This window comes from Streptomyces sp. NPDC091209, from assembly GCF_044757755.1.
In the GTDB taxonomy this organism is placed as follows: Bacteria; Actinomycetota; Actinomycetes; order Streptomycetales; family Streptomycetaceae; genus Streptomyces.
Window position 1 is genome coordinate 478,564 of sequence record NZ_JBIVVR010000007.1, and the last position, 22,324, is coordinate 500,887.

The following is a 22,324-nucleotide window of genomic DNA, read 5'->3' on the forward strand; positions in this document are numbered from 1 at the left end:
GTGACCCAGGTCTCTACCGGTGAAAGCGGCTCCGGTGGCAAGGTGGTCGGGTCGGTGGGGAGCCGACGGAAGGCGGGGGACGCCACCGCACCACTACGTCAGCGAGATGCCATGACCGCGAGCTCCGCCACCGCCCCCCGCCTCGGCGCCCGTACCGGCGGTCCCGAGGACGACGGCCCGAAGATCCTCGAAAACGTCCTGGGCTGGACCTTCGTGGTGGTCGTGGCGATGCTGGTGACCCAGCTCGGTCTGCTCTGAAACGGCAGGGCGCCCGGGCCCCCGCGCCCGGCGGGAAAGCCGCGGCACTCCGCGGAGGACCCGCGGCCGTCCGCCCGGGACGCGCGATGCGCCCCCCGGGATCCCCGGTGGTCCATCAGGAGCCCGCCACCCGGCGGAAGGCCGCCGCCGTCCGTCCCCGGTGACCGGAACGACCGGGCTGCCTATCGCGCCCGAATGAGCGGCCGACATGGTTCTGTCATACTGCGCATGTTCCGCCGGCAGTTGGAGACCAGGGCCGAAATTGAATAAGAGTCAACAGCGTGACGTCGACCGCCCGCGGGCGCGTGGCACCGACCGCTCACTGGCGCGCCGCGCCGAACTCATCGCCATCGGGCGGAAGTTGTTCGCCGACACGTCGTACGACGCACTGTCGATGGATGACATCGCACGGCAGGCGCATGTGGCCAAGGGGCTGATCTACTACTACTTCAAGTCCAAGCGTGGCTACTACCTCGCCATCGTCGAGGACTCGGTCGCGGATCTGGTCTCCCGGGCCGCCGACGGTCTGGAACTGCCTCCGGTGGAGCGGGTCCAGCGCACGATCGACGGCTATCTCCGCTATGCCGAGCACAATCAGGCCGCCTACCGGACGATCATCACCGGTGGCGTGGGTTTCGACACCGAAGTGCAGGCGATACGCGAGGGTGTGCGCGACGCCATCGTCGCGACCATCGCCGAAGGGGCGTACGGCAGGGGCAGGATAGGGCCGCTGCCACGCATGGCCCTGCTCGGCTGGCTGCACAGTGTGGAGGGGGCCACCCTCGACTGGATCGGTCACCCGGCGCTGCCGCGCGACACGATGCGCGAACTGCTGGTGAAGATGCTCGGAGGCACGATGCGCGCCGTCGAGGAACTCGACCCCTCCTACGCGGCTCCGCCCGCCGCCCGGCGGGACAACTGAGGGAACAGTATGAGGACTAGACCACTCTGTCAATGGTTCGGACCAACGCTCCGCCCCGCCGACAGATGGTCGTCGTCCGGTGGGAGTGTGCCTCCGTTCGGGCATACTCGCGGCGCCACGGCCGTCGGTCGGCGGCTTCCGTGATCCGGACCGGGAGCATCGGCGGGGCCAGGTGAGACCCGGCGGCGCCACCCCACCCGGGTGCCGCTTCGCCGATGTGCCCGAACAGGGAGGAGCGTCGCCGTGCCCGATCGCGCCCCGCAGCCGGTGGACCGTCAACTGCCCACGGACGAGGCCCGGGATCTGATCGCGCTCGTCCGCGACATCGCACGGCGCGAGATCGCCCCCACGGCGGCCGAGGAGGAGGACGCCGGGCACTTTCCGCGCGAGGTCTTCCGCCTGCTCTCGGAGTCCGGACTGCTCGGACTGCCGTACGACTCCGGCCTCGGTGGCGGTGGCCAGCCGTACGAGGTCTACCTCCAGGTCCTCGAAGAGCTCGCGATGGTCCGCCTCACCGTGGGCCTCGGCGTCAGTGTCCACACCCTGGCCTGCCACGCCCTCGCGAACTACGGCACCGAGGAGCAGCGGGCCGGGCGACTGCCCGCGATGCTCGGCGGCGGCCTCCTGGGCGCGTACTGCCTCTCCGAGCCGGCCTCGGGCTCCGACGCCGCCTCGCTGCGGACGAAGGCGGTGCGGCAGGGGGACGACTGGGTGATCACCGGCACCAAGGCGTGGACCACGCACGGCGGAGTGGCCGACTTCTACACCGTGTTCGCGCGCACCGGCGGCGAGGGCTCGCGCGGCATCACGGCCTTCCTGGTGCCCGGTGACGCCGAGGGGCTGAGCGCTTCGCCGCCCGAGCGGAAGATGGGCATGAAGGGTTCACCGACCGCCCAGGTCCACTTCGACGGGGTGCGGGTCGCCGACGGCCGGCGCCTGGGCGACGAGGGCCAGGGCTTCGCGATCGCCCTGTCGGCGCTCGACTCCGGGCGTCTCGGGATCGCGGCCTGCGCGACCGGTGTGGCCCAGGCCGCGCTGGACGAGGCTGTCGGGTACGCCACCGGGCGGCGCCAGTTCGGGCGGCGGATCGCGGACTTCCAGGGGCTGCGCTTCATGCTCGCCGACATGGCCACCCGGATCGAGGCCGGCCGCGCGCTCTGCCTGGCCGCGGCACGGCTGCGCGACGTCGGCCGGCCTTTCTCCCGGCAGGCGGCCATGGCGAAGCTGCTGTGCACGGACGGCGCGATGAAGGTCACCACGGACGCCGTCCAGGTCCTGGGCGGGTACGGGTACACCGCCGACTTCCCGGCCGAGCGGTACCTGCGCGAGGCGAAGGTGCTCCAGATCGTCGAGGGCACCAATCAGATCCAGCGCATGGTCATCGCGCGCCACCTCGTGGGTCCCGAGGCGCGCTGAGGTCGGCGCGCGGGTCCCGGCGCGCGCCGAACTCGCCCCCGGGGTCGGCACTCACGCCGAACTCGTTGCGCGGATCCCGGGACGCGGCGAACCGCCCCTCGCCGCGCGGTTCCCGGGCCGGGACGAAGCGTGGCTCCCCCCGCGGTTCCGTGAGCGCGCCGAACTGCCCGTACCCGTACATCACCGAGGGAGCCGCGAGACGTACCCACTCGGGGTCGTGGTGCCCCGGCAGCGCACGGCCGCGGTCGGCCCAGGTGCGCATCAGGGCGCGGTAGATGGGCGGATCCTGGACCGGCGGGGGTGGCGGTGGCGGGGGTGCCCAGAGAACCGATTCCGCCGGAGCCGGGACGATGATCCGGCGCCGGCGCCCGGTCGCGGCAGGTGTGGGGCTCATACCGGGGCAACGCTCGGGCGGGCGGGCAGGTCACCCGCCCGCGGAATCGGGCGTGCGTTCGCGACGGGACCCCTGCGGGATCGGCGCGAGAGCGCGTTGTCCGGCCCGCGCCCCGCATCTGACGTACCGCCACATCCGCCGTCGGGGGGCGTGCCCCTCCGGACGACGTCAACTGCCCGGGCTTCCGGGAGATTTGACGCGCCCGACGGCCGCCGTACGCCGTCCTGCGGCAGCGCGATCGTCACGCCGCGCCTCGCCTACCGCCAGGCGTACTTCGGTGAGGTGGCCGGGTTCCCCCGGACCCGGCCCCGGACACACTGGTCCTGCACCACGGCGGTCTGCCGGCCATGGTGCAGGGCAGCTACGGGGATGAACCGGGCGTCGCTCGCTGGGCGCAGCGACCGGTCAGGCGGCGCGCCGCATCTCGGGAACGCGCAGGGGGCGCGAGCCCGGCCCGCCCACGTGGGAGAACGGCTGCGTCCGCCAGTCGAGGCCCTGAGGGAGCGTCAACAGCAGGGCCGTGTCCTGCTCCTGGAGTTCCGCGGTCTCGTCCGCGGGCCGTGCGTCGTCGGCCGTGCGGCCGGTGCCCGAGCAGACCGTGAGCCCGAACGGGTTCCACGGGGAGGCGCACAGCGCGTGCTCCGGCAGGATCTCCTCGTCCGCCAGCAGCGCGATCGGCTGCGCGCAGTCCGGGCAGATCACCCGGTACATCTCGAAGGTGTCGTACGCGTCGAACTCGTCGCCGTCCAGGGCGTCGGATTCGACACCCTCCGGCTCGGACTCGAGAACGGCCTGCTGCCGCCTGGGTGCGGTACGACCAGGGCGCTTAAGACTCTGCATGGGATTCTCCCCCTCGGGTGGGCCGACAAGGCGCTGCGACCTCGACCACAGCAAGCACTTCCCGTCCCGTCTCTGCGGTAATCACGTGAACATCACGGACCCGGTTGCATCCATGTGTCGTTCGTCACATGCCGCCCGCAGGTGCCTGGCCCGGTGGAATTTCTCCGCCGGGTGGCGCGCGACAGACTCTAAGCCACATCACAAAGCGGGTATGACCTGCACCGCTGAGGTATCCCAGGGGATCAACGGCCCTGTAGGTTCTTGCGCCATGGAGGAGCTGGACCGACAGATCGTGCAGCTGCTCGTCGCAGACGGGCGGATGAGTTACACCGACCTGGGCAAGGCCACGGGCCTGTCCACGTCCGCCGTGCACCAGCGGGTGCGCCGGCTGGAACAGCGCGGGGTCATCCGGGGCTATGCCGCGGTCGTGGACCCCGAGGCCATCGGGCTGCCCCTGACCGCCTTCATCTCGGTGAAACCGTTCGACCCCAGCGCCCCCGACGACATCGCCGAACGCCTGGCGGGCGTCCCGGAGATCGAGGCCTGCCACAGTGTCGCGGGCGACGAGAACTACATTCTCAAGGTGCGTGTCTCCACCCCGCACGAACTCGAGGAACTCCTCGGGCGGTTGCGAGCGCTCGCGGGCGTGTCGACGCGGACCACGGTCGTGCTGTCGACACCCTACGAATCCCGCCCGCCCCGCATCTGACCGCCCGGCCCGGCTGCCCGTCGGGCCGGGCGCCAGGTCCAGGCCGCCGGGGCACAGGCGTCGGAACGGCCGGGCAGGCCGGCCCGCGCGACCGAGCACTGTCGTCCGCCGACGGCACGGAACCTGTCCGCGCGAGCCAGGACAAGCTGCGCGGGGCACACACGGACCCTCCGAGCGGCGCTCGGCGAGCCCGGGCGGTCCGCGATCACGCAGGCCTGTCCGTGTGATGACGCCGGCACGCCCGCGACGGCGGCTGCAGGGGCCTGTTCCGGTGACCGCGCAGGTCCGTCGGCGCGGCGAGGCAGGCCGTGCGGGCGGTGTCGGGGGAACCTCCGGTGCCGCCGATGAGACCGGCCGCGCTCGCGCCGCGGTCCCGGTCGGTGAGGGCGGTCGCACAGGCCCACCGCGCGATCCCTGGTATTTGCCCGCGCAGCCGAACAGCCCCGCCGCGCGAACTCGCGGGACCGTCCGGGCGGCTCGCGGGTTCGGCCGGACGGCCGGGGGATTCGCCCGCTCGGCCGCGCCGTGCCCACCCGGGCGGCGGGCGGCCGACGGGAGAGGCGAGACTGTCCCCATGAGTGAGAGCACCGCCCCGTCGGACACCGTGCTGCTGCGCGGTGGAGAAGTCCACAGCCCCGCCGACCCCTTCGCCACCGCCATGGTCGTGGAACGGGGCCAAGTGGCCTGGGTCGGCTCGGAAGGAGCCGCCGACGCCTTCGCCGACGGGGTCGACGAGGTCGTGGACCTCGAAGGGGCCCTGGTCACCCCGGCGTTCACCGACGCACATGTGCACACGACCGCCACCGGGCTCGCGCTCACCGGCCTCGACCTGTCCGACGCGCCGTCCCTGGACGCGGCCCTCGCCCTCGTACGTGATTTCGCCGCCGCCCGTCCCGCCGACCGGGTCCTGCTCGGCCACGGCTGGGACGCGGCCCGCTGGCCCGGCGGCCGCCCCCCGGCCCGCGCCGAACTCGATCGGGCGACCGGCGGACGCCCGCTCTACCTCTCCCGCATCGACGTGCACTCCGCGGTGGCCACCAGTGCCCTGCTGGACCTGGTTCCCGGCGTCACCGAGCGGGCCGGGTACGCGCCCGACGGCCCGCTGACCCGCGACGCCCACCACGCCGTGCGCGCCGCTGCCCTCGGCGCGATCGGCGGCGAGCAGCGCACCGCCGCCCAGCGGGCCGCGCTCGCCCACGCCGCCTCGCTCGGCATCGGCTCCGTGCACGAGTGCGCGGGCCCCGAGATCTCCTCCGAGGACGACTTCACCGGCCTGCTGCGGCTCGCCGCCGAGGAGCCCGGACCGAGGGTCGTCGGCTACTGGGCCGACCGTGATGTCGAGAAGGCCCTCGCCCTCGGCGCCCTCGGCGCGGCCGGCGACCTCTTCGTCGACGGCTCCCTCGGCTCGCACACCGCCTGCCTGCACGAGCCGTACCTCGACGCCGATCACACCGGCGTCGTCCACCTCGACGCCGACGCCGTCGCCGCGCATGTGGTCGCCTGCACCGAGGCGGGCCTCCAGGCGGGCTTCCACGCCATCGGGGACGCCGCGGTGGCCTCCGTGGTCGAGGGCGTCCGCGCCGCCGCCGAGAAGGTCGGCCTGGCCCGCGTGCGCGCCGCCCGGCACCGCGTCGAGCACGCCGAGATGCTCACCCCGGAGACCGTCGCGGGCTTCGCCGAGTTCGGCCTCACCGCCTCCGTACAGCCCGCCTTCGACGCCCTGTGGGGCGGCGAGGACGGCATGTACGCCCAGCGGCTGGGCGCCGGGCGGGCCCGTACGCTCAACCCGTTCGCGGCCCTGCTGCGCGCCGGAGTGCCGCTGGCGTTCGGCTCCGACAGCCCCGTCACCCCGCTCGACCCGTGGGGCACCGTGCGGGCCGCCGCCTTCCACCGGACGCCCGAGCACCGGGTGTCCGTGCGCGCCGCCTTCACGGCCCATACGCGGGGCGGCTGGCGGGCCGTCGGACGGGACGACGCGGGCATCCTGGTGCCGGGCGCGCCCGCGGACTACGCCGTGTGGCGCACCGGCCACCTCGTCGTGCAGGCGCCCGACGACCGGGTCGCGCGCTGGTCCACCGACCCCCGCTCCGGCACCCCCGGACTGCCCGACCTGACCCCGGGCAACGACCTGCCCGTCTGCCTGCGCACCGTGGTCGGCGGCCGGACGGTATTCGTACGGCCTAACGAGTGATGTCCCGGGCTGCCGGGGTCGCCTTCAGGGCCCGGCACCCCGTTGCTCGACCTGCGCGTCCTCGGCGCTGACCAGGGCTTTGTCGGAATAGGCGCAGATCAAGCCGGTGTTGACAGCCAGCCGCAGGGGGCGGGTAGGTTCGGCCGGGTCCACCACCGGACGGCCGACCGGGGAACTTCCGCGCGGCCTCGCAGCGCCGCTGGGTCAGGGGTGGTGTGCCGCACCGGCGCACCGCCACTGGGAGCCAGGCCCAGCGCCGGCGCCGCGAGGCGAGGGAACGTTCCGACAAGTCGGCAGGTGCGACCCGGGTGGGGCCCGGACGTTCAGTAGACAACGGCTTTCGGTCGACCCGCAGCCAGCGGGTCCCTGGTCGGCCCGAAGGGCGCCGGGCCCCGATCCGCAGGACGCGATGTCCGCCTCGGCGCGTCCGCTCTTACCCGTCTCTTGGCGAATCGACACCCCCGTAAGCACCCTGCGACGCAGCGGCGCAGGGTGGGCGCACTATGGTGGACCCCTGCGTATGGACACGAAGGGGCAGCAGTGAACGACGGCGACGGGACCCTCGCGGCGAAAGCCCAGGGGAGGCAGTTCGGCCCGCTCGGTACGGCCTTGGTGATCATTCCGACCTATAACGAGGCGGAGAACATCAAGAAGATCGTCGGCCGGGTGCGATCCGCCGTGCCCGAGGCGCACGTTCTGGTGGCGGACGACAACAGCCCCGACGGCACGGGCAAGCTCGCCGACGAGCTGGCGGCCGAGGACGAGAACGTCCAGGTCTTGCACCGCAAGGGCAAGGAAGGGCTCGGCGCCGCCTACCTCGCGGGGTTCCGCTGGGGTCTGGAGCACGGCTACGGCGTGCTCGTCGAGATGGACGCCGACGGCTCGCACCAGCCGGAGGAACTTCCCCGCCTGCTGACCGCGCTCAAGGGCGCCGACCTCGTGCTCGGCTCGCGCTGGGTACCGGGCGGCCGGGTGGTGAACTGGCCCAAGTCCCGCGAGTTCATCTCGCGCGGCGGCAGCCTCTACTCCCGCGTCCTGCTCGACGTGCCGATCCGGGACGTGACGGGCGGCTACCGGGCCTTCCGCCGCGAGACCCTCGAAGGTCTCGGCCTCGGTGAGGTCGCCTCCCAGGGCTACTGCTTCCAGGTCGACCTGGCCCGCCGCGCGGTGAAGGCCGGCTACCACGTCGTCGAGGTCCCGATCACCTTCGTCGAACGCGAGCTGGGCGACTCCAAGATGAGCCGCGACATCCTCGTGGAGGCGCTGTGGCGCGTCACCACGTGGGGTGTGAGCGAGCGGGTCGGCAAGATCACGGCCCGTCGCAAGCAGTCCTGACACCGGGCCCGGCTCACGGGCGGTTCCTGGTGCCCGGCGCCGGACCGGCTCGCCGTCCGGCGCCCTGAGCGGTTCACAGGCCCGTCCTGTCGCCCGCGCGGGGCCCGGAGCCGTCCATTGGTCCGGCGGCACAGCCCCGCCCGCCCCCCCCGGGCCGGGAAGCCTCGTCCGGGCGGGGAAGCAGCCTCTGGCGGGGCGAGCGGTCGCGTCGTCCGGCCCCCCGGGCGACGGCGGCAGGGATTGATCATCCGCTTATCCCGTACTGAGGCGCGCCCAGGCACACTGGGAGCATGACGACAGGCGTTCCGACCCCCACTCACCCCGCCCGCCCGCGGCGCTCGCGGCTGCGCACCTTCCTGCCGCTCGGTGTCGCGGTGTGGCTGGTGCTGGAGATCTGGCTGCTGACACTCGTCGCGCGGGCCACGAGCGGCTTCACGGTGTTCCTGCTGCTGCTCGCCGGGTTCGTGCTCGGCGCCGTGGTCATCAAGCGGGCCGGCCGCCGCGCCTTCCGGAACCTCAGCCAGACGCTGCAGCAGGCGCAGAGCGGTGTCACGCCCACGAGCGAGGACGGCCGGGGCAACGGCCTGACGATGCTCGGTGGCCTGCTCCTGATGATCCCGGGTCTGATCTCCGACGCGATCGGCCTGCTCCTGCTCGTCCCGCCGGTCCAGAAGGGCCTCAGCCGCTACGGGCAGCGCGCCTTCGAGCGCAAGATGCGACTGGCCGCGCCCGGTACGGTCGGCGACGCCTACCAGCAGGCCCGTATCCACCGCCCCGACGGCAAGGTGGTCCAGGGCGAGGTCATCAGGGACGAGGAGCCGCGCGAGCCCGGCGGCCACTATCCGCCCCTGAACGGCTAGCCATCGCGGCGGCCCCGGCGGCCCCGGACACCGGGGCCACCGGTCCACGTACGAGCACCGGTTCCGCCGGACCTTTCGCGTCCCGCTGAACCCCCTTCCGCACCCCGCCACGCCGAACCGCTTGCCGCCGAGTCGCCCAGTCGCCGAACCGCTGGCGGCGAAGGGGCCCGGCCGGCGTAGGAGAAACGGGACTCCGGTGGCGTACGGGAAACTGCGCTCCCGCATTCACCGGAACGCGGATGCACCGGAACGCACGAGACCGCGGGCCCCGTACCTGGCGTACGGTGCCCGCGGTCTCGTCGTGCGGTGTATGCCGCTCGACCCCCGCAGGGGTCAGGCGGACTTGCGGCTGTCCCGCGGATGCACCGCGATGTTCATCGCGCCGGAGCGCAGGACCGCCAGGCGCTCCTCGAGGACCTCTTCGAGCTCCTCGCGAGTGCGCCGCTCCATCAGCATGTCCCAGTGCGTACGCGCGGGCTTGGCCTTCTTTTCCTCAGGGCCGTCGCCGTCCACGAGAAGTGCCTGGGCCCCGCAGACCTTGCACTCCCACTCCGCCGGAATTTCGGCCTCCACCGAGAAGGGCATCTCAAAACGATGTCCCTTCTCGCATGCGTACTCCACCGCCTGGCGCGGGGCCAGGTCGATGCCGCGGTCCGTCTCGTAGCTGGTCACTACAAGGCGCGTGCCGCGAAGAGCTCGCTCACTCATGAATCGTGCCTCCCGGGCTTGTCGCCCACAGGACAGGTGTCGCTGTCGTCGTCATCCGGTCAACGTCCGGTCGGCGGTAAAGATTCCCGTTGTGGGTCATGCGTCGCCGTCGTAGCCGCCCCTTGTTGTACCCACCGTCGCCCGCTTTGTCACATCTGGCATCAGATGTCACCCAACGCTTCAGTATCATTGACGCGCAGTAACGGTACGCCAGGCAGGCCAAACGCGTACACTACCGCTCTTTGGCTCCCGACGCTAAATCCTGTCGGGTACGGGATTGCCCGCGTCGCGCACCGCCTGCCGCACCGGGACCCGCGCGAGCAGGACGAAGCCGATGGCGAAGAAGGCCACGAGCGAGATGATCGCGTCCCTATAACTTCCCGTCAGCTGGTAGGTCAACCCGAACAGCAGCGGGCCCAGCCAGCTCATTCCGCGGTCGCTCATCTCGTACGCCGAGAAGTACTCGGCCTCCTTGCCGCTCGGCACGAGGTGCGAGAACAGGGAGCGCGACAGCGCCTGGCTGCCGCCCAGGACCAGTCCGATGCCCGACGCGAGGACGAAGAACCACACGGGCGCGCCCGCGGGCAGGAAGTATCCGGCGGCGAGGGTGAACGTCCAGGCGACGAGCGAGCCGAGGATGGTGCGTTTCGCGCCGTACGTGCGGGCCAGCCGGCCCATGCCCAGTGCGCCCCCGACCGCGAGCACCTGGACCAGGAGTACGGCCACGATCAGGGTCGACTGGCTGAGGCCCAGCTCCTCGGAGCCGTAGACGGAGGCCTGCGAGATGACCGTCTGGATGCCGTCGTTGTAGATGAGGTAGGCGAGCAGGAAGGAGAGCGTGAGCGGCTGGCCGCGCATGTCGCGCACCGTGGCCGCGAGCTGACGCCATCCGTTGCCGGACGTCCGTCCGGCGGAGGGTGTGGGGCGGTCGCGCAGTCGCGCCAGCGGTACGAGGGTGAACGCGCCCCACCAGACACCCGCCGAGGCCAGACAGATCCGCACGGCCGTCGACTCGGAGACGCCGAAACTGTCGTGGGCCGTGAACAGGATCAGGTTCGCGACCAGGACCAGCGAGCCCGCCGCGTACCCGAAGGCCCAGCCCCGGGAGGAGACCGCGTCGCGCTCGTCGGGCGGGGCGATCTGCGGCAGGTAGGAGTTGTACAGGACCATCGACACGGCCAGCGAGGCGTTCGCGACGATCAGCAGCAGTCCGCCCAGCAGATAGCGGTCGCCGTCCAGGAAGAACATGCCCGTGGTGGCGGCGGCGCCCAGATAGGCCGCCGCCGCGAGCAGCGGCTTCTTGCGGCCCGTACGGTCTGCGGCGGCGCCCGCCATCGGCATCACGAAGATCGACAGGATGACCGACGCGGAGACCGCGTACGCGAAGAAGGAGCCGGCGCGGACCGGTACTCCCAGCGGATGGACGAACCCGTCCGCGTCCGCCGCGTGCTTGGCCACCGCTGTCAGATAGGGGCCGAGGAACACGGTCAGGACGCTCGTCGAATAGACGGAGCAGGCCCAGTCGTAGAAGTACCAGCCGTGTTGTTCTCGCCGGCGCTCGACGGCCTCCTCGGCCGCCCCCGCCCGCACGGTGTCCGTGCTCACCCGTGCCCTCGCCTTTCCGTGAAGGACCGCGCGAGGAGGCTCAGAACCAGGTGCCCCGGTCTTCCAGGACCTTGCGCAGCGTGTCGATGTGATCGGTCATGATGCCATCGACTCCCAGGTCCAGGAGCCGGTGCATGCGTTCCGATTCGTTCACGGTCCACACGTGCACCTGGAGCCCGCGCGCGTGGGCGGCCCGTACGAAGCGACGGTCGACCACCGGGACGCCCGACTGCGTCTCGGGCACCTGGGCCGCGATGGCGGAGCGGCGCACCGCGGCCGGTACGCCCCACGAGCGCAGCCGCAGGTTGAGCACCCCTCGCGTGCCGAACGAGGTCGCCAGACGCGGCCCGGCCAGATGCTGGGCACGGGTCACGCGCGCCTCGGAGAACGAACCGACGCACACACGGTCCCAGGCGTCGGTGCGGCCGATCAGGTCGAGCAGCGGGACGAGCGCGGGTTCGGCCTTGACGTCGACGTTCCAGCGGACCTCGGGGAGCTCTTCGAGGAGTTCCTCGAAGAGCGGGACCGGCTCCTTGCCCGCCACGCGCGCTTGGCGCACGTCGGCCCACGGGAGGTCCGCGATCCGGCCCGCCCCGTCCGTGACCCGGTCGAGGGTCGCGTCGTGGAAGGCGGCCAGCCTGCCGTCCGCGGTGGCGTGCACATCGGTCTCGATGTAGCGGTATCCGGCGTTCACCGCCCGCCGGAACTGGGTCAGGGTGTTCTCCAGACCGTCCGCCGACCCGCCGCGGTGCGCGAAGGGGATCGGGCCGGGGTGGTCGAGGTACGGGTGACGAGTACGCGTGCTCACCCGGGCAGTATGGCGCGCTCCGGTTGACCTGTGGCGACAACGGCGCTGCCGACCGGTGCCGGACGGGCGGCGAACACGCGCAGGAAGAGCTGGGCGAGGGGGCCGATGGCGGCGGCGTACAGCACCGTGCCCACGCCGACCGTGCCGCCGAGCGCGAAACCGGTCGCGACCACGGCCACTTCGAGAACGGTCCGCACCAGACGGACCGAGCGGCCCGTGCGGCGGTTCAGTCCGGTCATCAGACCGTCGCGGGGGCCCGGGCCGAAGCGGGCGGAGATGTACAGGCCCGTCGCCACGCCGTTCAGCACGATCCCCGCCACCATCAGCGGGATCCGTACGGCCAGGGCGTGGACGTCCGGGACCAGCGCGAGCGTGCCGTCCATGGCGAGGCCCACCACGAAGACGTTGGAGACGGTGCCGAGGCCCGGCCGCTGGCGCAGCGGGATCCAGAGGAGCAGCACCGCCGCGCCCACGATGATCGACACCACGCCGATCGTCAGGCCGGTCAGCTCGGCGAGGCCCTGGTGCAGCACGTTCCACGGCTCCAGCCCGAGCCCCGCTTCCACCAGGAGCGCCGAACTCGCGCCGTACAGGGCCAGGCCCGCGTAGAGCTGGACGAGGCGGCGGGGAAGCCGCCCGCGTCCGGGATCCTCGGCAGGTGCGGACTCGGAGCGTGTGGCCATGAGATGTCCCCCAGTGGTGGTAGTGGCCTGGCACATGACACTCTGTGGCGGGGGAACTTGCTTCATCCATGGCCAATTCGGGGAAGGTGGACTGGAATCATGGCGCAGTGGACTTCGGCGGTAGGGGCCGCGCAGCTCGCCCGGCTCCTCAACTCCCAGCAGGAGCGGCCCGCGGGCCCGGGGACCCGGCGTCCGCCCGCGTACCGCGCGCTCGCCGACGGCGTGCGGCTGCTCGTGCTCGAAGGGCGGGTGCCGGTCGCAGCGCGGCTGCCCGCCGAGCGGGAACTGGCGCTGGCCCTGTCCGTCAGCCGTACGACCGTGGCCGCGGCCTACGAGGCGCTGCGCGCGGAGGGCTTCCTGGAGTCGCGCCGCGGAGCGGGCAGCTGGACCGCGGTCCCCGCCGGGAATCCGCTGCCCGCGCGCGGTCTGGAACCGCTGCCTCCCGAGACCCTCGGTTCGATGATCGACCTCGGCTGTGCCGCGCTGCCGGCGCCCGAGCCGTGGCTGACCCGCAGTGTCCAGGGCGCCCTGGAGGAACTGCCGCCGTACGCGCACACGCACGGCGACTATCCGGCCGGGCTGCCCGCGCTCCGCGCGATGCTCGCCGAGCGGTACACGGCGCGCGGTATCCCGACCATGCCCGAGCAGATCATGGTGACCACCGGAGCGATGGGCGCGATCGACGCGATCTGCCATCTCTTCGCGGGCCGCGGCGAGCGCATCGCCGTCGAGTCGCCCTCCTACGCCAACATCCTCCAGCTGATGCGCGAGGCCGGTGCCCGGCTGGTGCCCGTGGCCATGGCCGAGGGGCTCGCCGGCTGGGACATGGACCGCTGGCGCCAGGTCCTGCGCGACGCGGCTCCCCGCCTCGCGTACGTCGTCGCCGACTTCCACAACCCCACCGGAGCACTCGCCGGCGAGGACCAGCGGCGCGGGCTCGTGGACGCGGCGCGCTCGGCGGGCACGGTTCTCGTGGTCGACGAGACGATGAGCGAGCTGCACCTCGACGACGGTCTGGAGATGCCGCGTCCCGTGTGCGGCTTCGACCCGGCCGGCTCGACCGTGATCACGGTGGGCTCGGCGAGCAAGGCCTTCTGGGCGGGCATGCGGATCGGCTGGGTGCGGGCCGCGCCGGACGTCATCCGCAGCCTGGTCGCCGCGCGCGCGTACGCCGACCTCGGCACACCGGTGCTGGAACAGCTCGCCGTGAACTGGCTGCTCAGCACGGGGGGCTGGGAGCAGGCGGTCGACATCCGGCGCGACCAGGCCCGCGAGAACCGTGACGCCCTCGTCGCGGCCGTGCGCAGGGAACTGCCCCGGTGGGAGTTCTCGGTGCCACGCGGCGGCCTCACCCTGTGGGTGCGCACGGGCGGTCTGTCCGGGTCGCGGCTGGCCGAGGTCGGCGAACGTGTGGGTGTGCGGGTGCCCTCGGGGCCCCGCTTCGGGGTGGACGGCGCCTTCGAGGGGTACGTGCGGCTGCCGTTCACCGTGGGCGGCGCGGTCGCGGACGAGGCGGCGGCACGGCTGGCCGCGGCCGCTCGGCTGGTGGAGACGGGCGCGACCGGCGGGGACGAGGGTCCGCGCACGTTCGTGGCGTAGCCGGACGGCGCCAGAGACCCGGGCGCACAGGCGCGGGAACCGGCGTGGGACGCACGCCGGGGGTCCGGGCGCCGTACGGACGGCGGGGGTCCGGACGCCGCGCGGACGCCGGGGGTCCGGGCGCCGCGCGGACGCCGGGGGTCCGGGCGCCGCGCGGACGCCGGGGGTCCGGGCGCCGCGCGGACGGCGGAGGGCCGGGCGCCGTACGGACGGCGGAGGTCCGGACGCCACGCGGACGCCGGAGGCTCGGACGCCGTACGGACGCCGGGGGTCGGTCGCCGTACGGACGGCGGAGGGTCGGTCGCCGTACGGACGGCGGAGGTCCGGACGCCGCGCGGACGCCGGGGGTCGGTCGCCGTACGGACGGCGGAGGGCCGGGCCCCGTACGGACAGCGGTGCGGGCCGGAAACCCACCTGGGTTGCCGGCCCGCACCACCGTCCGCGCGAAGGCGGGGGGTGTCCTACCCCTCAGCCACCGCGACTCCGGCGGCCTCCGCGGGCACCGGCACCTGTTCCTCGTCTCCGGGCGTGGTCCGCTCCGGGAGGAGGTCGAGCACCGCACGACGGTGGGTCTCGCTCGTCGCGTCGTCGTAGGGGTCCGGTGTGGCCGGGACCTGGAGGCGCAGGACGGGCCCCGCGCCCAGCCGGGCGTAGCCGCGGCCGGGCGGGACGTCGCGGGTCGGGGTGGTGTGCGGGGGCGCGCCCAGGATCGATTCGAGCTGGGTGGCCGAGGCGGCGCCGAGCACCACGCGCGCGCGGGTGTGCTGGCGTACCGCGTCGCTGAGGAAGTCGAGGTTCTCGAAGTGCTCCGCGATCACGACCGTGACGCCCGCCGCACGGCCGTGCCGCAGCGGAATCTGGAGCAGCGTCTGCGGGTCCTTGCGTCCGTCCGCGGCGGCCAGATGGCCGAGCGCGCTCGGCCGGTCCAGCAGGATCCACAGCGGGTTCTTGATGTCGTCGGGGGCGGGGTGTCCCGCCTGACGGGCCCGGTTCGCGGCGATCAGCCGCCGCTCCGTCTCGTGCGCCGCCCACTCCAGACTGCCGAGCGCCCCGGCCACCGCGCACTCGACGGCCAGTACGCCGTCCCGCCCGGTCAGGCACGCGTACTCCCCGGTGCCGCCCCCGTCGACGATGACGACATCGCCGTACTGGAGGGACTGCAGCGCGATGGAGCGCAGGAGGGTGGTCGTGCCGGTGCCCGGTTCGCCCGTGATCAGCAGGTGCGGCTCGGTGGAACGGCCGCCGGTGCGCCAGACGACCGGCGGGACGTCGCGCCGTTCCTCTCCGTGGGTGAGGGGGAGCGTGCGCTGGACGTCGGCCGGATCGGTGAAGCCGAGGACCGTCTCGCCGGGCGCGGTCACGAAGCGCTGGGCGGCGATGTCGGTCGGCAGGGGCGGGAGGACCGTGACGGTGAGTTCGTTGCCCTCCTCGTCCCAGTCGAAGTGGTACTCACGGCCGCGGCCCGACTTGGCGTGCAGGAGCTGTTCGATACGGGCGCGGGAGTCCGGCTCACCATCGGTGAAGTACGCCGGGTAGTGGATGAGCAGATGGCAGATCCGGCCGTCGTCGTCGAACTCGTACGACGCGAAGGCCTTCTCCCAGTCGCCGCCGTGGGCGTACAGGGGAGCGGGGTCGTCGGCCGTGGAGAAGTACGGGACGAGCGCCTCGTAGAGGGACTGCAGCCGTCCGGTCTGTGCCTCGTCGGGTCCGGTCGCGGGCGGTGGGGTGCGCTCGCGACCGGTCCATGCCGCCGCCGCCATCAGGGTGATGACGGCGAGCAGCGGTCCGTACGGCACCAGGGCCACGATCAGGATGACCGAGGCCACCAGGAACAGCAGCGGCCCGCGCCGGTCCTTGGGGGTGGCGGCCCACTTGCGCCGTCCGGCCGCTGCCAGCCGGCGCAGTCCACGGGTGACCGTGATCAGTGGATGGAGGACGTCGGTGGCGCTGTCGGCTGCCGTCCGGGCCAGCTCCCGGCTCCTGGCGATCTGTGCGCTGCCGTTGCTGAGGATGCGGGGGAGAGGGCGCCGAGCCACTGCTGTCTCCTGAAGGTGCGTACGAGGTGGGGGATGTCGTCAGAACTTGATCCCGCCGAGGAGGCCGGCCAGGCTCTCCCCGCCGGCCTTGATGCTCGGTGCGATGGCCGTGCTCGCGAGGTAGAAGCCGAAGAGCGCGGCCACCATCGCGTGCGACGCCTTCAGCCCGTCCTTCTTGAAGAAGAGGAAGACGATGATGCCGAGAAGGACGACGCCTGACATGGACAGAATCATTTGAGCTCTCCTGGTTCGTGGGGACGGTCACCATGAGTTGTTCCAGGATCACAGCATGTATCCATACGATAAAAGGTGCAACTGGGTGAAATAGCGCTGATTTCACCCGCGCGGTGGAGCTGTCTTGACCCGCCTGAGCTGGTCCGTTGCGTCCGATGCGCCCTTTGTGATCTTTGCCGCGGCCGATGCCTGTCATGTGCCGCCGGAGCCAGTACCCTGTCGATTCACCCGAACGGTTGCAGTGAGAGGCGGTCCGGCCGATGAGCGAAGCCCCCGACCCCGAGGTCGTGGAGCTCGCGACCAAGATCTTCGATCTGGCGCGACGCGGCGAGACGGGGACACTCGTCGCGTATGTCGACGCGGGTGTTCCGGCCGACCTCACCAACGACCGCGGCGACTCGCTCGTGATGCTCGCCGCCTACCACGGTCACGCGGAGGCGGTCCGCGCCCTGCTGGAGCGCGGCGCGGAGGCCGACCGCGTCAACGACCGGGGCCAGACCCCTCTCGCCGGAGCCGTCTTCAAGGGCGAGGAGGCCGTCATCCGGGTCCTCCTGGCCGCCGGCGCCGATCCGGCCGCGGGCACCCCCTCGGCCGTCGACACGGCGCGCATGTTCGTCAAGACGGACCTGCTCGAATTGTTCGGCACCTCCTAGCCCGAACGCTCTGACCAGGCGAGAAGCAAGAAAAATGGGAGGCGGAACGGGGCCGCCGGAAATACGGTCGCGGCAGGAAGAACCGCCGAGTCATCATGTCGACGTGATTCACGGACGCGATGGCTGGGCAGAAGTTGCCGCACCGCGCGGGCCGTGACGCGGCCCGCATGGGCCACCGACGAGAGGCAGAGGAAGATGGTCTACAGCAAGCAAGAGACGGCGGGCGCCCCGACGTGTTGTCACGCGGCCAGGTAATGCAGGATCCCGGTTGCGTCGACGCTTGATGTGAGGCTGTTTCCCATGTTCGATCCGGTCATAGCGCCCAGCGGAACCCTGCTCGGCCTGCTCCAGAGGGGCCGCGGCGACGGCACGCTGCACGCGCTCACCGCACCGCGGGCCGAAGCGCTCGCGGCACTGAACCACTGTGTTCTGAGGGACCCCCGCCACGACTGGCAGGTGGAGAACCGCTCCCTGTACTACGCCCGTCTCTATCTCGATCTGAGCGGTGAGCTCGACGAGATCGAGCGGCACCTCTTCGACGCCGAGGACGTCCTCGACGACTGCGAGTCACGCACGGGGCTCGCCCTCGCCGTTCTCGGACACCTCGCCTCCTACGGCAGGCGGGACGCGCTCGCGCTGCTGCGCAGGTACGCGGCCCTCGGTTCCAACTGGGCCTGGGCCCTCGACGAGTTGGCCCTGCGCGACGACGACGCGGGCCTGCGCGCCCTCGCCGCCCCCGTGCTCGCCCGGTTCCCGGCCGATCCGGAGGGCGAGGCCGCCCTCGCCGCCGTCGTGCGCGACGCTTTCGAGCCACGGCCGTGGCGGCTGTGGGCCGACGATTCCCGCGCGTCCGTCGCCACCCGCGTCCGTGCCGCCCAGGAAGCCGGGTCCTTCGACCGCTGGCAGCGCCAGATGCGACCGTCCGGGCCCCGTCCCGGGTGGAGCGTGAGCGCCGTCTTCGAGTGGGCCCAGCAGGGCCTGGACCGCGGAGCCGCGCTGTACGTCCCGGCGGCCCGCTGTCTGACCGCGGTCGCCGGGCCCGACGACCGTCCCGAGATCGTCGAGGCCGCGCGCAACGGCACCGAGGGCGCCCGCTGCACAGCCCTGCGCTATCTGGCCGACGGCGACGATCCGGACGCCCTCGACCTGATCGAAGCGGCCGTCGCGGCGGCCTCGACGACCGTCGCCGAGGCCGCCGTCGACGCCTTCGAACGGATGCGCGGCGTCGCCGCCGTCGACCGGGCGCGCGGCTGGGCGCACCGGCCCGACGCCCTCGGCGCCGCCGCCGGCCGCATGCTCGCCTGCCGGGGCGGCGTACAGGACCGCGATCTCGTCCTGGCCGCGCTGCGCGAGGCGGTACGGGGCGAGGGCCCCGACGCGCCGACCCTGTGGACCCTCGTCGACGGCACCGGACGGCTCGGCATCGCCTGCGCCGCCCCCGTGCTGCGGCACATCTACCGGGAGACCGCGTCCTCGCATCTGCGTCAGCGCGCTGCCGGCGCCCTGGCCGTCACCGATCCCTCCTTCCCCGCCGGCTTCGCCGTCGAGTGCCTGTGGGACTGCGAGGAGACCACCCGCGAGATCGCCGCCCGGCACGCCGAGACCGGTGACGCGCGCGTAGTGGATCAGCTCCGCCGGCTGGCGGCGGATCCGGCCGAGGAGGCCGAAGTCCAGACAGCGGTGCGGAGCAGGATCGGGCCCGACATGCCGGCCGTATGAACGTTCGGTGACCCGGGAGTCAGAAACGTGTGGACGGGGACTGACCTGGACGGGTGCGGTGCGCAACGCTCACGGGACGTTCATCGTTCGCATAGATCCACGTTGACGCGGCCACGTCCAGTGCGGCGAGAACACCCGTATGCGAGTCGTCATCGTGACCGAATCCTTTCCCCCCGATGTGAACGGCGTGGCCCACTGCGCGCTCCAGACCGCCCGGCACCTCGTCGATCGCGGTCACGCTCCTCTTGTCGTCGCCCCGGCCACCTCCCCCAAGCTCTCGGCCTCCCCCGAACAGGGCGGCGCATTCACCAGGAGCGGGCCCGACGCTCTCGCGCCGTGCCCGGTCGTCCGGGTGCCGTCCATTCCGCTCCCGGGCTATCCCCAGGTCCGCGTCGCCCTCCCCAGCCGACGCGTCGCCGCGGCCATCACCGAACACCGTGCCGACATGGTCCACCTGGCCAGCCCCTTCATCCTCGGCGTCCGCGGCATGGCGGCCGCCTCCCGGCTCGGCATCCCCGCCGTGGCCGTCTACCAGACCGACCTCGCCGGATACGCCCGTACGTACATCAGCGCGGGCGAGGCCACCGCCTGGCGGCGCATCCGTTCCGTGCACGCCGCGGCCGACCGGACACTCGCCCCGTCCAGCGCGGCCCTGCACGACCTGGAGACGCACGGCGTGCCCCGGGTACGGCTCTGGGCGCGCGGTGTCGACACCATCCGCTTCCGCCCCGACCACCGGGACGAGGCCCTGCGCCGCGAACTGGCGCCGAACGGCGAGCTGATCGTCGGGTACGTCGGCCGGCTCGCCCCCGAGAAGCACGTCGAACTGCTCTCCGGGGTCTGTGAGATGGAGGGCGTCCGCGTCGTCGTGGTCGGCGACGGACCCAGCGAGGCCACCCTGCGCGGCGCGCTCCCCGGCGCGGTCTTCCTCGGCCGGCGCACCGGCGACGAACTCGCCCGGATCTTCGCCTCGCTGGACGTCTTCGCGCACACCGGCCCCTTCGAGACCTTCTGCCAGACCGTGCAGGAGGCCATGGCCAGCGGGGTTCCCGTGGTCGCGCCCGCCGCCGGCGGACCGCTCGACCTGGTCGACCACGGGCGCACCGGGCTGCTGGTCCCGCCCCGCGACGCCGACGCCGTACGGGACGCGGTGCGCACACTGGCCGCCGATCCCGCGCTGCGGGCGGCCTACGGCGCCGCCGGGCACGCCATGGTCGAGGGCCGCACCTGGGCCGCCGTGGGCGACCAGCTCATAGGCCACTACGAGGATGTGCTCTCCGCACGGAAGCTGGTGGCGGCATGAGTCTGCGCATCGTACGGCTGGCCAACTTCGTCGCCCCCTCCTCCGGGGGCCTGCGCACCGCGCTGCGGGAGCTGGGCGCCGGTTATCTGGCGGCCGGCCACGAACCGGTGCTCGTCATACCGGGAGAGCGCTGGAGCGACCGCGACACCGAGCAGGGGCGGGTGATCACGCTGCCAGGCCCGCTGCTGCCCGGGACCGGCGGCTATCGCGTCCTCACGGACAAGCGGCGGGTGGCCCGGCTCCTGGAGTCGCTCGCCCCCGACCGCCTCGAGGTCTCCGACCGCACCACCCTGCGCTGGACCGGAGTCTGGGCGCGGCGCGCCCGGGTGCCCGCGGTGATGGTCTCCCACGAGACCGCCGACGGGGTGCTGCGGACCTGGGGACTGTCCGAGGGGATGGCCCGGCGGACCGCCGACGCCCTCAACGTCCGTACCGCGCACACCTACTCGCGGGTGGTGTGCACCACGGAGTTCGCCGAGCGCGAGTTCGTGCGCATCGGCGCCCGCAACGTCGTACGCGCCCCCCTGGGCGTCGACCTGGTGAGCCGGCACCCCGAGCTGCGGGACCCGGCACTGCGTGCCCGCCACGCGCGCGCGGACCAGGTCCTGCTCGTGATGTGCTCCCGCCTCTCGGTCGAGAAGCGTCCCGGTACGGCACTCGACGCGCTGGAGGCGCTGCTGCGGCGCGGCGAGCGGGCCGTGCTCGTGATCGCCGGGGACGGACCGCTCAGGGCCCGGCTCGAACAGCGGGCCAGGGAGCGGAGGCTGCCCGTCACGTTCCTCGGGCACGTCGCCGACCGCACCCTGCTCGGATCGCTCCAGGCCTCCGCGGACGTGTGCCTGGCGCCCGGGCCCGCGGAGACCTTCGGGCTCGCCGCGCTGGAGGCGATGGCCTGCGGCACCCCCGTGGTGGCCAGCTCGCTCTCCGCACTGCCGGAGATCGTCGGCTCCGCCGGAGCCACCGCGGCCGACAGCGGTGACTCCTTCGCGGACGCGGTTCGACTGCTGCTCGGCCGCACCGAGAGCGAGCGCAGGGAGGCCGCACGCGCGCGTGCCGAGTGCTTCGGCTGGGACGCCGCGGTGACGGGCTTCCTCGCCGCGCACGACGCGGTGGCCGGGACCCGGCCGCGCCTCCAGGAGGGCGTGGCATGAGACCGGTTCGGTTCGTCGCCCTCGGTGACTCGCTCACGGAAGGCGTGGGCGACCCGGTGGGGGACCGGTGGCGGGGGTGGGCCGAACTGCTCGCCCCGGGGCTCGCCCCGGCGGACGCGCCCGTGCGGTTCACCAACCTCGCGGTCAGCGGGGCGCAGACACGGGACGTGCTCGAACGGCAGACCCCGGCGGCGCTCGCCCTGGAGCCCGACATCGTCTCCGTCGTGATCGGCGTCAACGACACCCTGCGGTACACCTTCGACATCCACTCGGTGGCCGAACGGCTCGACAAGGTGTACGCGGCGTTCCGCGCGCGGGACACGGTCGTGATGACCGCCTGTCTCCCGGACCCCGGCTCGATGCTCGGGCTGCCCGGAGCCCTGGCCCGCCCGCTGGCCCGGCGTCAGCACGCGGTCAACGCGGTCGTGCACGCGCTCTCGAAGCGGTATGACGCGATGCATCTGCACGCCGCCGAGGAGGAGTGGCTGAAGGACCGCGCCGTGTGGAGCGCCGACCGGCTGCACCCGGGGGAGCTGGGGCACCGTCAGCTCGCCCTGCGCTTCCACGCTCTGCTCACCGAGGAGGGCGTCGCCACCGGGACCACTCCCTCGGGCGAGCCCGAATTCCCCGCGCCGACGCGCTCGGCGAGCCTGCTGTGGCTGGCTACGGCGGGAACGGGTTGGGTGGCCCGGCGCTGCACGGACCTGCTGCCGCAGCTGCTCACCCTGGCCGCGTCCGAGGTGCGCCACCGGGCCCGGGGCACCAGCGCCCGGCTCGACCTGAGCGCCTCGCACGCCGTCGCGTCCGCCCTGGCGGCCCTGTCCGTGTCCGAACGGCCGGACGTGGCATGAGGGGTGGGCCGAAGCGCGCGGGAGACGCCGGGTGTGCGCGGACCCGGCG

At 72.9% G+C, this 22,324-nt stretch carries 21 protein-coding genes; 13 read left to right on the forward strand and 8 right to left on the reverse strand.

The genetic code is table 11. From position 1 onward, the window contains the following. The first annotated feature begins 111 nt into the window (after positions 1-111). From ACIQRL_RS23080 to ACIQRL_RS23090, 3 genes are all read left to right on the forward strand, one after another. On the forward strand, positions 112-258 hold the full coding sequence (locus tag ACIQRL_RS23080) for an SCO1431 family membrane protein (RefSeq protein WP_401334318.1): 147 nt from the start codon (positions 112-114) through the stop codon (positions 256-258). A gap of 262 nt (positions 259-520) precedes the next feature. Further along, the gene (locus ACIQRL_RS23085) at positions 521-1,180 is read left to right on the forward strand and encodes a TetR/AcrR family transcriptional regulator (protein ID WP_401334321.1); all 660 of its coding nucleotides are present in this window, start codon (positions 521-523) and stop codon (positions 1,178-1,180) included. Between the two features lie 243 nt (positions 1,181-1,423). Next, positions 1,424-2,596 carry an acyl-CoA dehydrogenase family protein gene (locus ACIQRL_RS23090; protein WP_401334324.1) on the forward strand — a complete coding sequence of 391 codons (1,173 nt, stop codon included), beginning with the start codon at positions 1,424-1,426 and terminating at the stop codon, positions 2,594-2,596. Here ACIQRL_RS23090 and ACIQRL_RS23095 read toward each other — a convergent pair. Further along, positions 2,559-2,990 (reverse strand): hypothetical protein, encoded by a 432-nt coding sequence (locus ACIQRL_RS23095; RefSeq protein ID WP_401334327.1) that lies wholly within the window; start codon positions 2,988-2,990, stop codon positions 2,559-2,561. The genes ACIQRL_RS23090 and ACIQRL_RS23095 overlap by 38 nt on opposite strands. A gap of 405 nt (positions 2,991-3,395) precedes the next feature. Continuing rightward, entirely contained in the window at positions 3,396-3,830 is a 435-nt protein-coding gene (locus ACIQRL_RS23100; RefSeq protein ID WP_401334329.1) for a hypothetical protein, read from the reverse strand. Between the two features lie 268 nt (positions 3,831-4,098). Here ACIQRL_RS23100 and ACIQRL_RS23105 point away from each other — a divergent pair, with 268 nt between their 5' ends. The 4 genes from ACIQRL_RS23105 to fxsA all read left to right on the forward strand — a co-directional run bounded on the left by ACIQRL_RS23105 (position 4,099) and on the right by fxsA (position 8,925). After that, the gene (locus ACIQRL_RS23105; protein ID WP_261709262.1) at positions 4,099-4,539 is read left to right on the forward strand and encodes an Lrp/AsnC family transcriptional regulator; all 441 of its coding nucleotides are present in this window, start codon (positions 4,099-4,101) and stop codon (positions 4,537-4,539) included. Between the two features lie 574 nt (positions 4,540-5,113). After that, positions 5,114-6,730, forward strand: a complete 1,617-nt coding sequence (locus tag ACIQRL_RS23110) for an amidohydrolase (RefSeq protein WP_401334333.1) — start codon at positions 5,114-5,116, stop codon at positions 6,728-6,730. A 540-nt stretch (positions 6,731-7,270) separates the two neighbouring features. Next, positions 7,271-8,065 carry a polyprenol monophosphomannose synthase gene (locus ACIQRL_RS23115; RefSeq protein WP_401334336.1) on the forward strand — a complete coding sequence of 265 codons (795 nt, stop codon included), beginning with the start codon at positions 7,271-7,273 and terminating at the stop codon, positions 8,063-8,065. A 290-nt stretch (positions 8,066-8,355) separates the two neighbouring features. Beyond that, a complete protein-coding gene (fxsA, locus tag ACIQRL_RS23120) occupies positions 8,356-8,925 on the forward strand; it encodes an FxsA family membrane protein (RefSeq protein ID WP_401334339.1) in 570 nt (189 codons plus the stop codon). 333 nt (positions 8,926-9,258) lie between these two features. Here fxsA and ACIQRL_RS23125 read toward each other — a convergent pair whose 3' ends face one another. The 4 genes from ACIQRL_RS23125 to ACIQRL_RS23140 all read right to left on the reverse strand — a co-directional run bounded on the left by ACIQRL_RS23125 (position 9,259) and on the right by ACIQRL_RS23140 (position 12,729). Next, on the reverse strand, positions 9,259-9,633 hold the full coding sequence (locus ACIQRL_RS23125; protein ID WP_081223278.1) for an RNA polymerase-binding protein RbpA: 375 nt from the start codon (positions 9,631-9,633) through the stop codon (positions 9,259-9,261). 255 nt (positions 9,634-9,888) lie between these two features. After that, on the reverse strand, positions 9,889-11,238 hold the full coding sequence (locus ACIQRL_RS23130; RefSeq protein ID WP_401334342.1) for an MFS transporter: 1,350 nt from the start codon (positions 11,236-11,238) through the stop codon (positions 9,889-9,891). Positions 11,239-11,278: 40 nt separating this feature from the next. Then, positions 11,279-12,046 carry a glycerophosphodiester phosphodiesterase gene (locus ACIQRL_RS23135; RefSeq protein WP_401334345.1) on the reverse strand — a complete coding sequence of 256 codons (768 nt, stop codon included), beginning with the start codon at positions 12,044-12,046 and terminating at the stop codon, positions 11,279-11,281. Continuing rightward, a complete protein-coding gene (locus ACIQRL_RS23140; RefSeq protein WP_401334348.1) occupies positions 12,043-12,729 on the reverse strand; it encodes a YitT family protein in 687 nt (228 codons plus the stop codon). The genes ACIQRL_RS23135 and ACIQRL_RS23140 overlap by 4 nt, the downstream gene beginning before the upstream one ends. A gap of 99 nt (positions 12,730-12,828) precedes the next feature. On the opposite strand from ACIQRL_RS23140, the gene ACIQRL_RS23145 reads away from it, so the two are divergent. Further along, complete coding sequence (locus ACIQRL_RS23145; RefSeq protein WP_401334350.1) at positions 12,829-14,328, forward strand: PLP-dependent aminotransferase family protein; 1,500 nt, start codon at positions 12,829-12,831, stop codon at positions 14,326-14,328. A 461-nt stretch (positions 14,329-14,789) separates the two neighbouring features. Here ACIQRL_RS23145 and ACIQRL_RS23150 read toward each other — a convergent pair whose 3' ends face one another. Further along, positions 14,790-16,364 carry a hypothetical protein gene (locus ACIQRL_RS23150; protein WP_401334352.1) on the reverse strand — a complete coding sequence of 525 codons (1,575 nt, stop codon included), beginning with the start codon at positions 16,362-16,364 and terminating at the stop codon, positions 14,790-14,792. Between the two features lie 39 nt (positions 16,365-16,403). Beyond that, positions 16,404-16,598: a hypothetical protein gene (locus ACIQRL_RS23155; RefSeq protein ID WP_355839398.1), complete on the reverse strand. Its 195-nt coding sequence runs from the start codon at positions 16,596-16,598 to the stop codon at positions 16,404-16,406. A 260-nt stretch (positions 16,599-16,858) separates the two neighbouring features. Between ACIQRL_RS23155 and ACIQRL_RS23160 the strand changes: the two genes are divergently transcribed. The 5 genes from ACIQRL_RS23160 to ACIQRL_RS23180 all read left to right on the forward strand — a co-directional run bounded on the left by ACIQRL_RS23160 (position 16,859) and on the right by ACIQRL_RS23180 (position 22,275). After that, positions 16,859-17,251 (forward strand): ankyrin repeat domain-containing protein, encoded by a 393-nt coding sequence (locus tag ACIQRL_RS23160; RefSeq protein ID WP_401334355.1) that lies wholly within the window; start codon positions 16,859-16,861, stop codon positions 17,249-17,251. A gap of 300 nt (positions 17,252-17,551) precedes the next feature. Further along, complete coding sequence (locus tag ACIQRL_RS23165) at positions 17,552-18,970, forward strand: HEAT repeat domain-containing protein (protein ID WP_401334358.1); 1,419 nt, start codon at positions 17,552-17,554, stop codon at positions 18,968-18,970. 139 nt (positions 18,971-19,109) lie between these two features. Then, positions 19,110-20,273 (forward strand): glycosyltransferase family 4 protein, encoded by a 1,164-nt coding sequence (locus ACIQRL_RS23170; protein ID WP_401334360.1) that lies wholly within the window; start codon positions 19,110-19,112, stop codon positions 20,271-20,273. Then, positions 20,270-21,424 (forward strand): glycosyltransferase, encoded by a 1,155-nt coding sequence (locus ACIQRL_RS23175; protein WP_401334363.1) that lies wholly within the window; start codon positions 20,270-20,272, stop codon positions 21,422-21,424. Before ACIQRL_RS23170 ends, ACIQRL_RS23175 begins: the two co-directional genes overlap by 4 nt. Then, a complete protein-coding gene (locus ACIQRL_RS23180; protein ID WP_401334366.1) occupies positions 21,421-22,275 on the forward strand; it encodes an SGNH/GDSL hydrolase family protein in 855 nt (284 codons plus the stop codon). The genes ACIQRL_RS23175 and ACIQRL_RS23180 overlap by 4 nt, the downstream gene beginning before the upstream one ends. Positions 22,276-22,324: the final 49 nt, after the last annotated feature.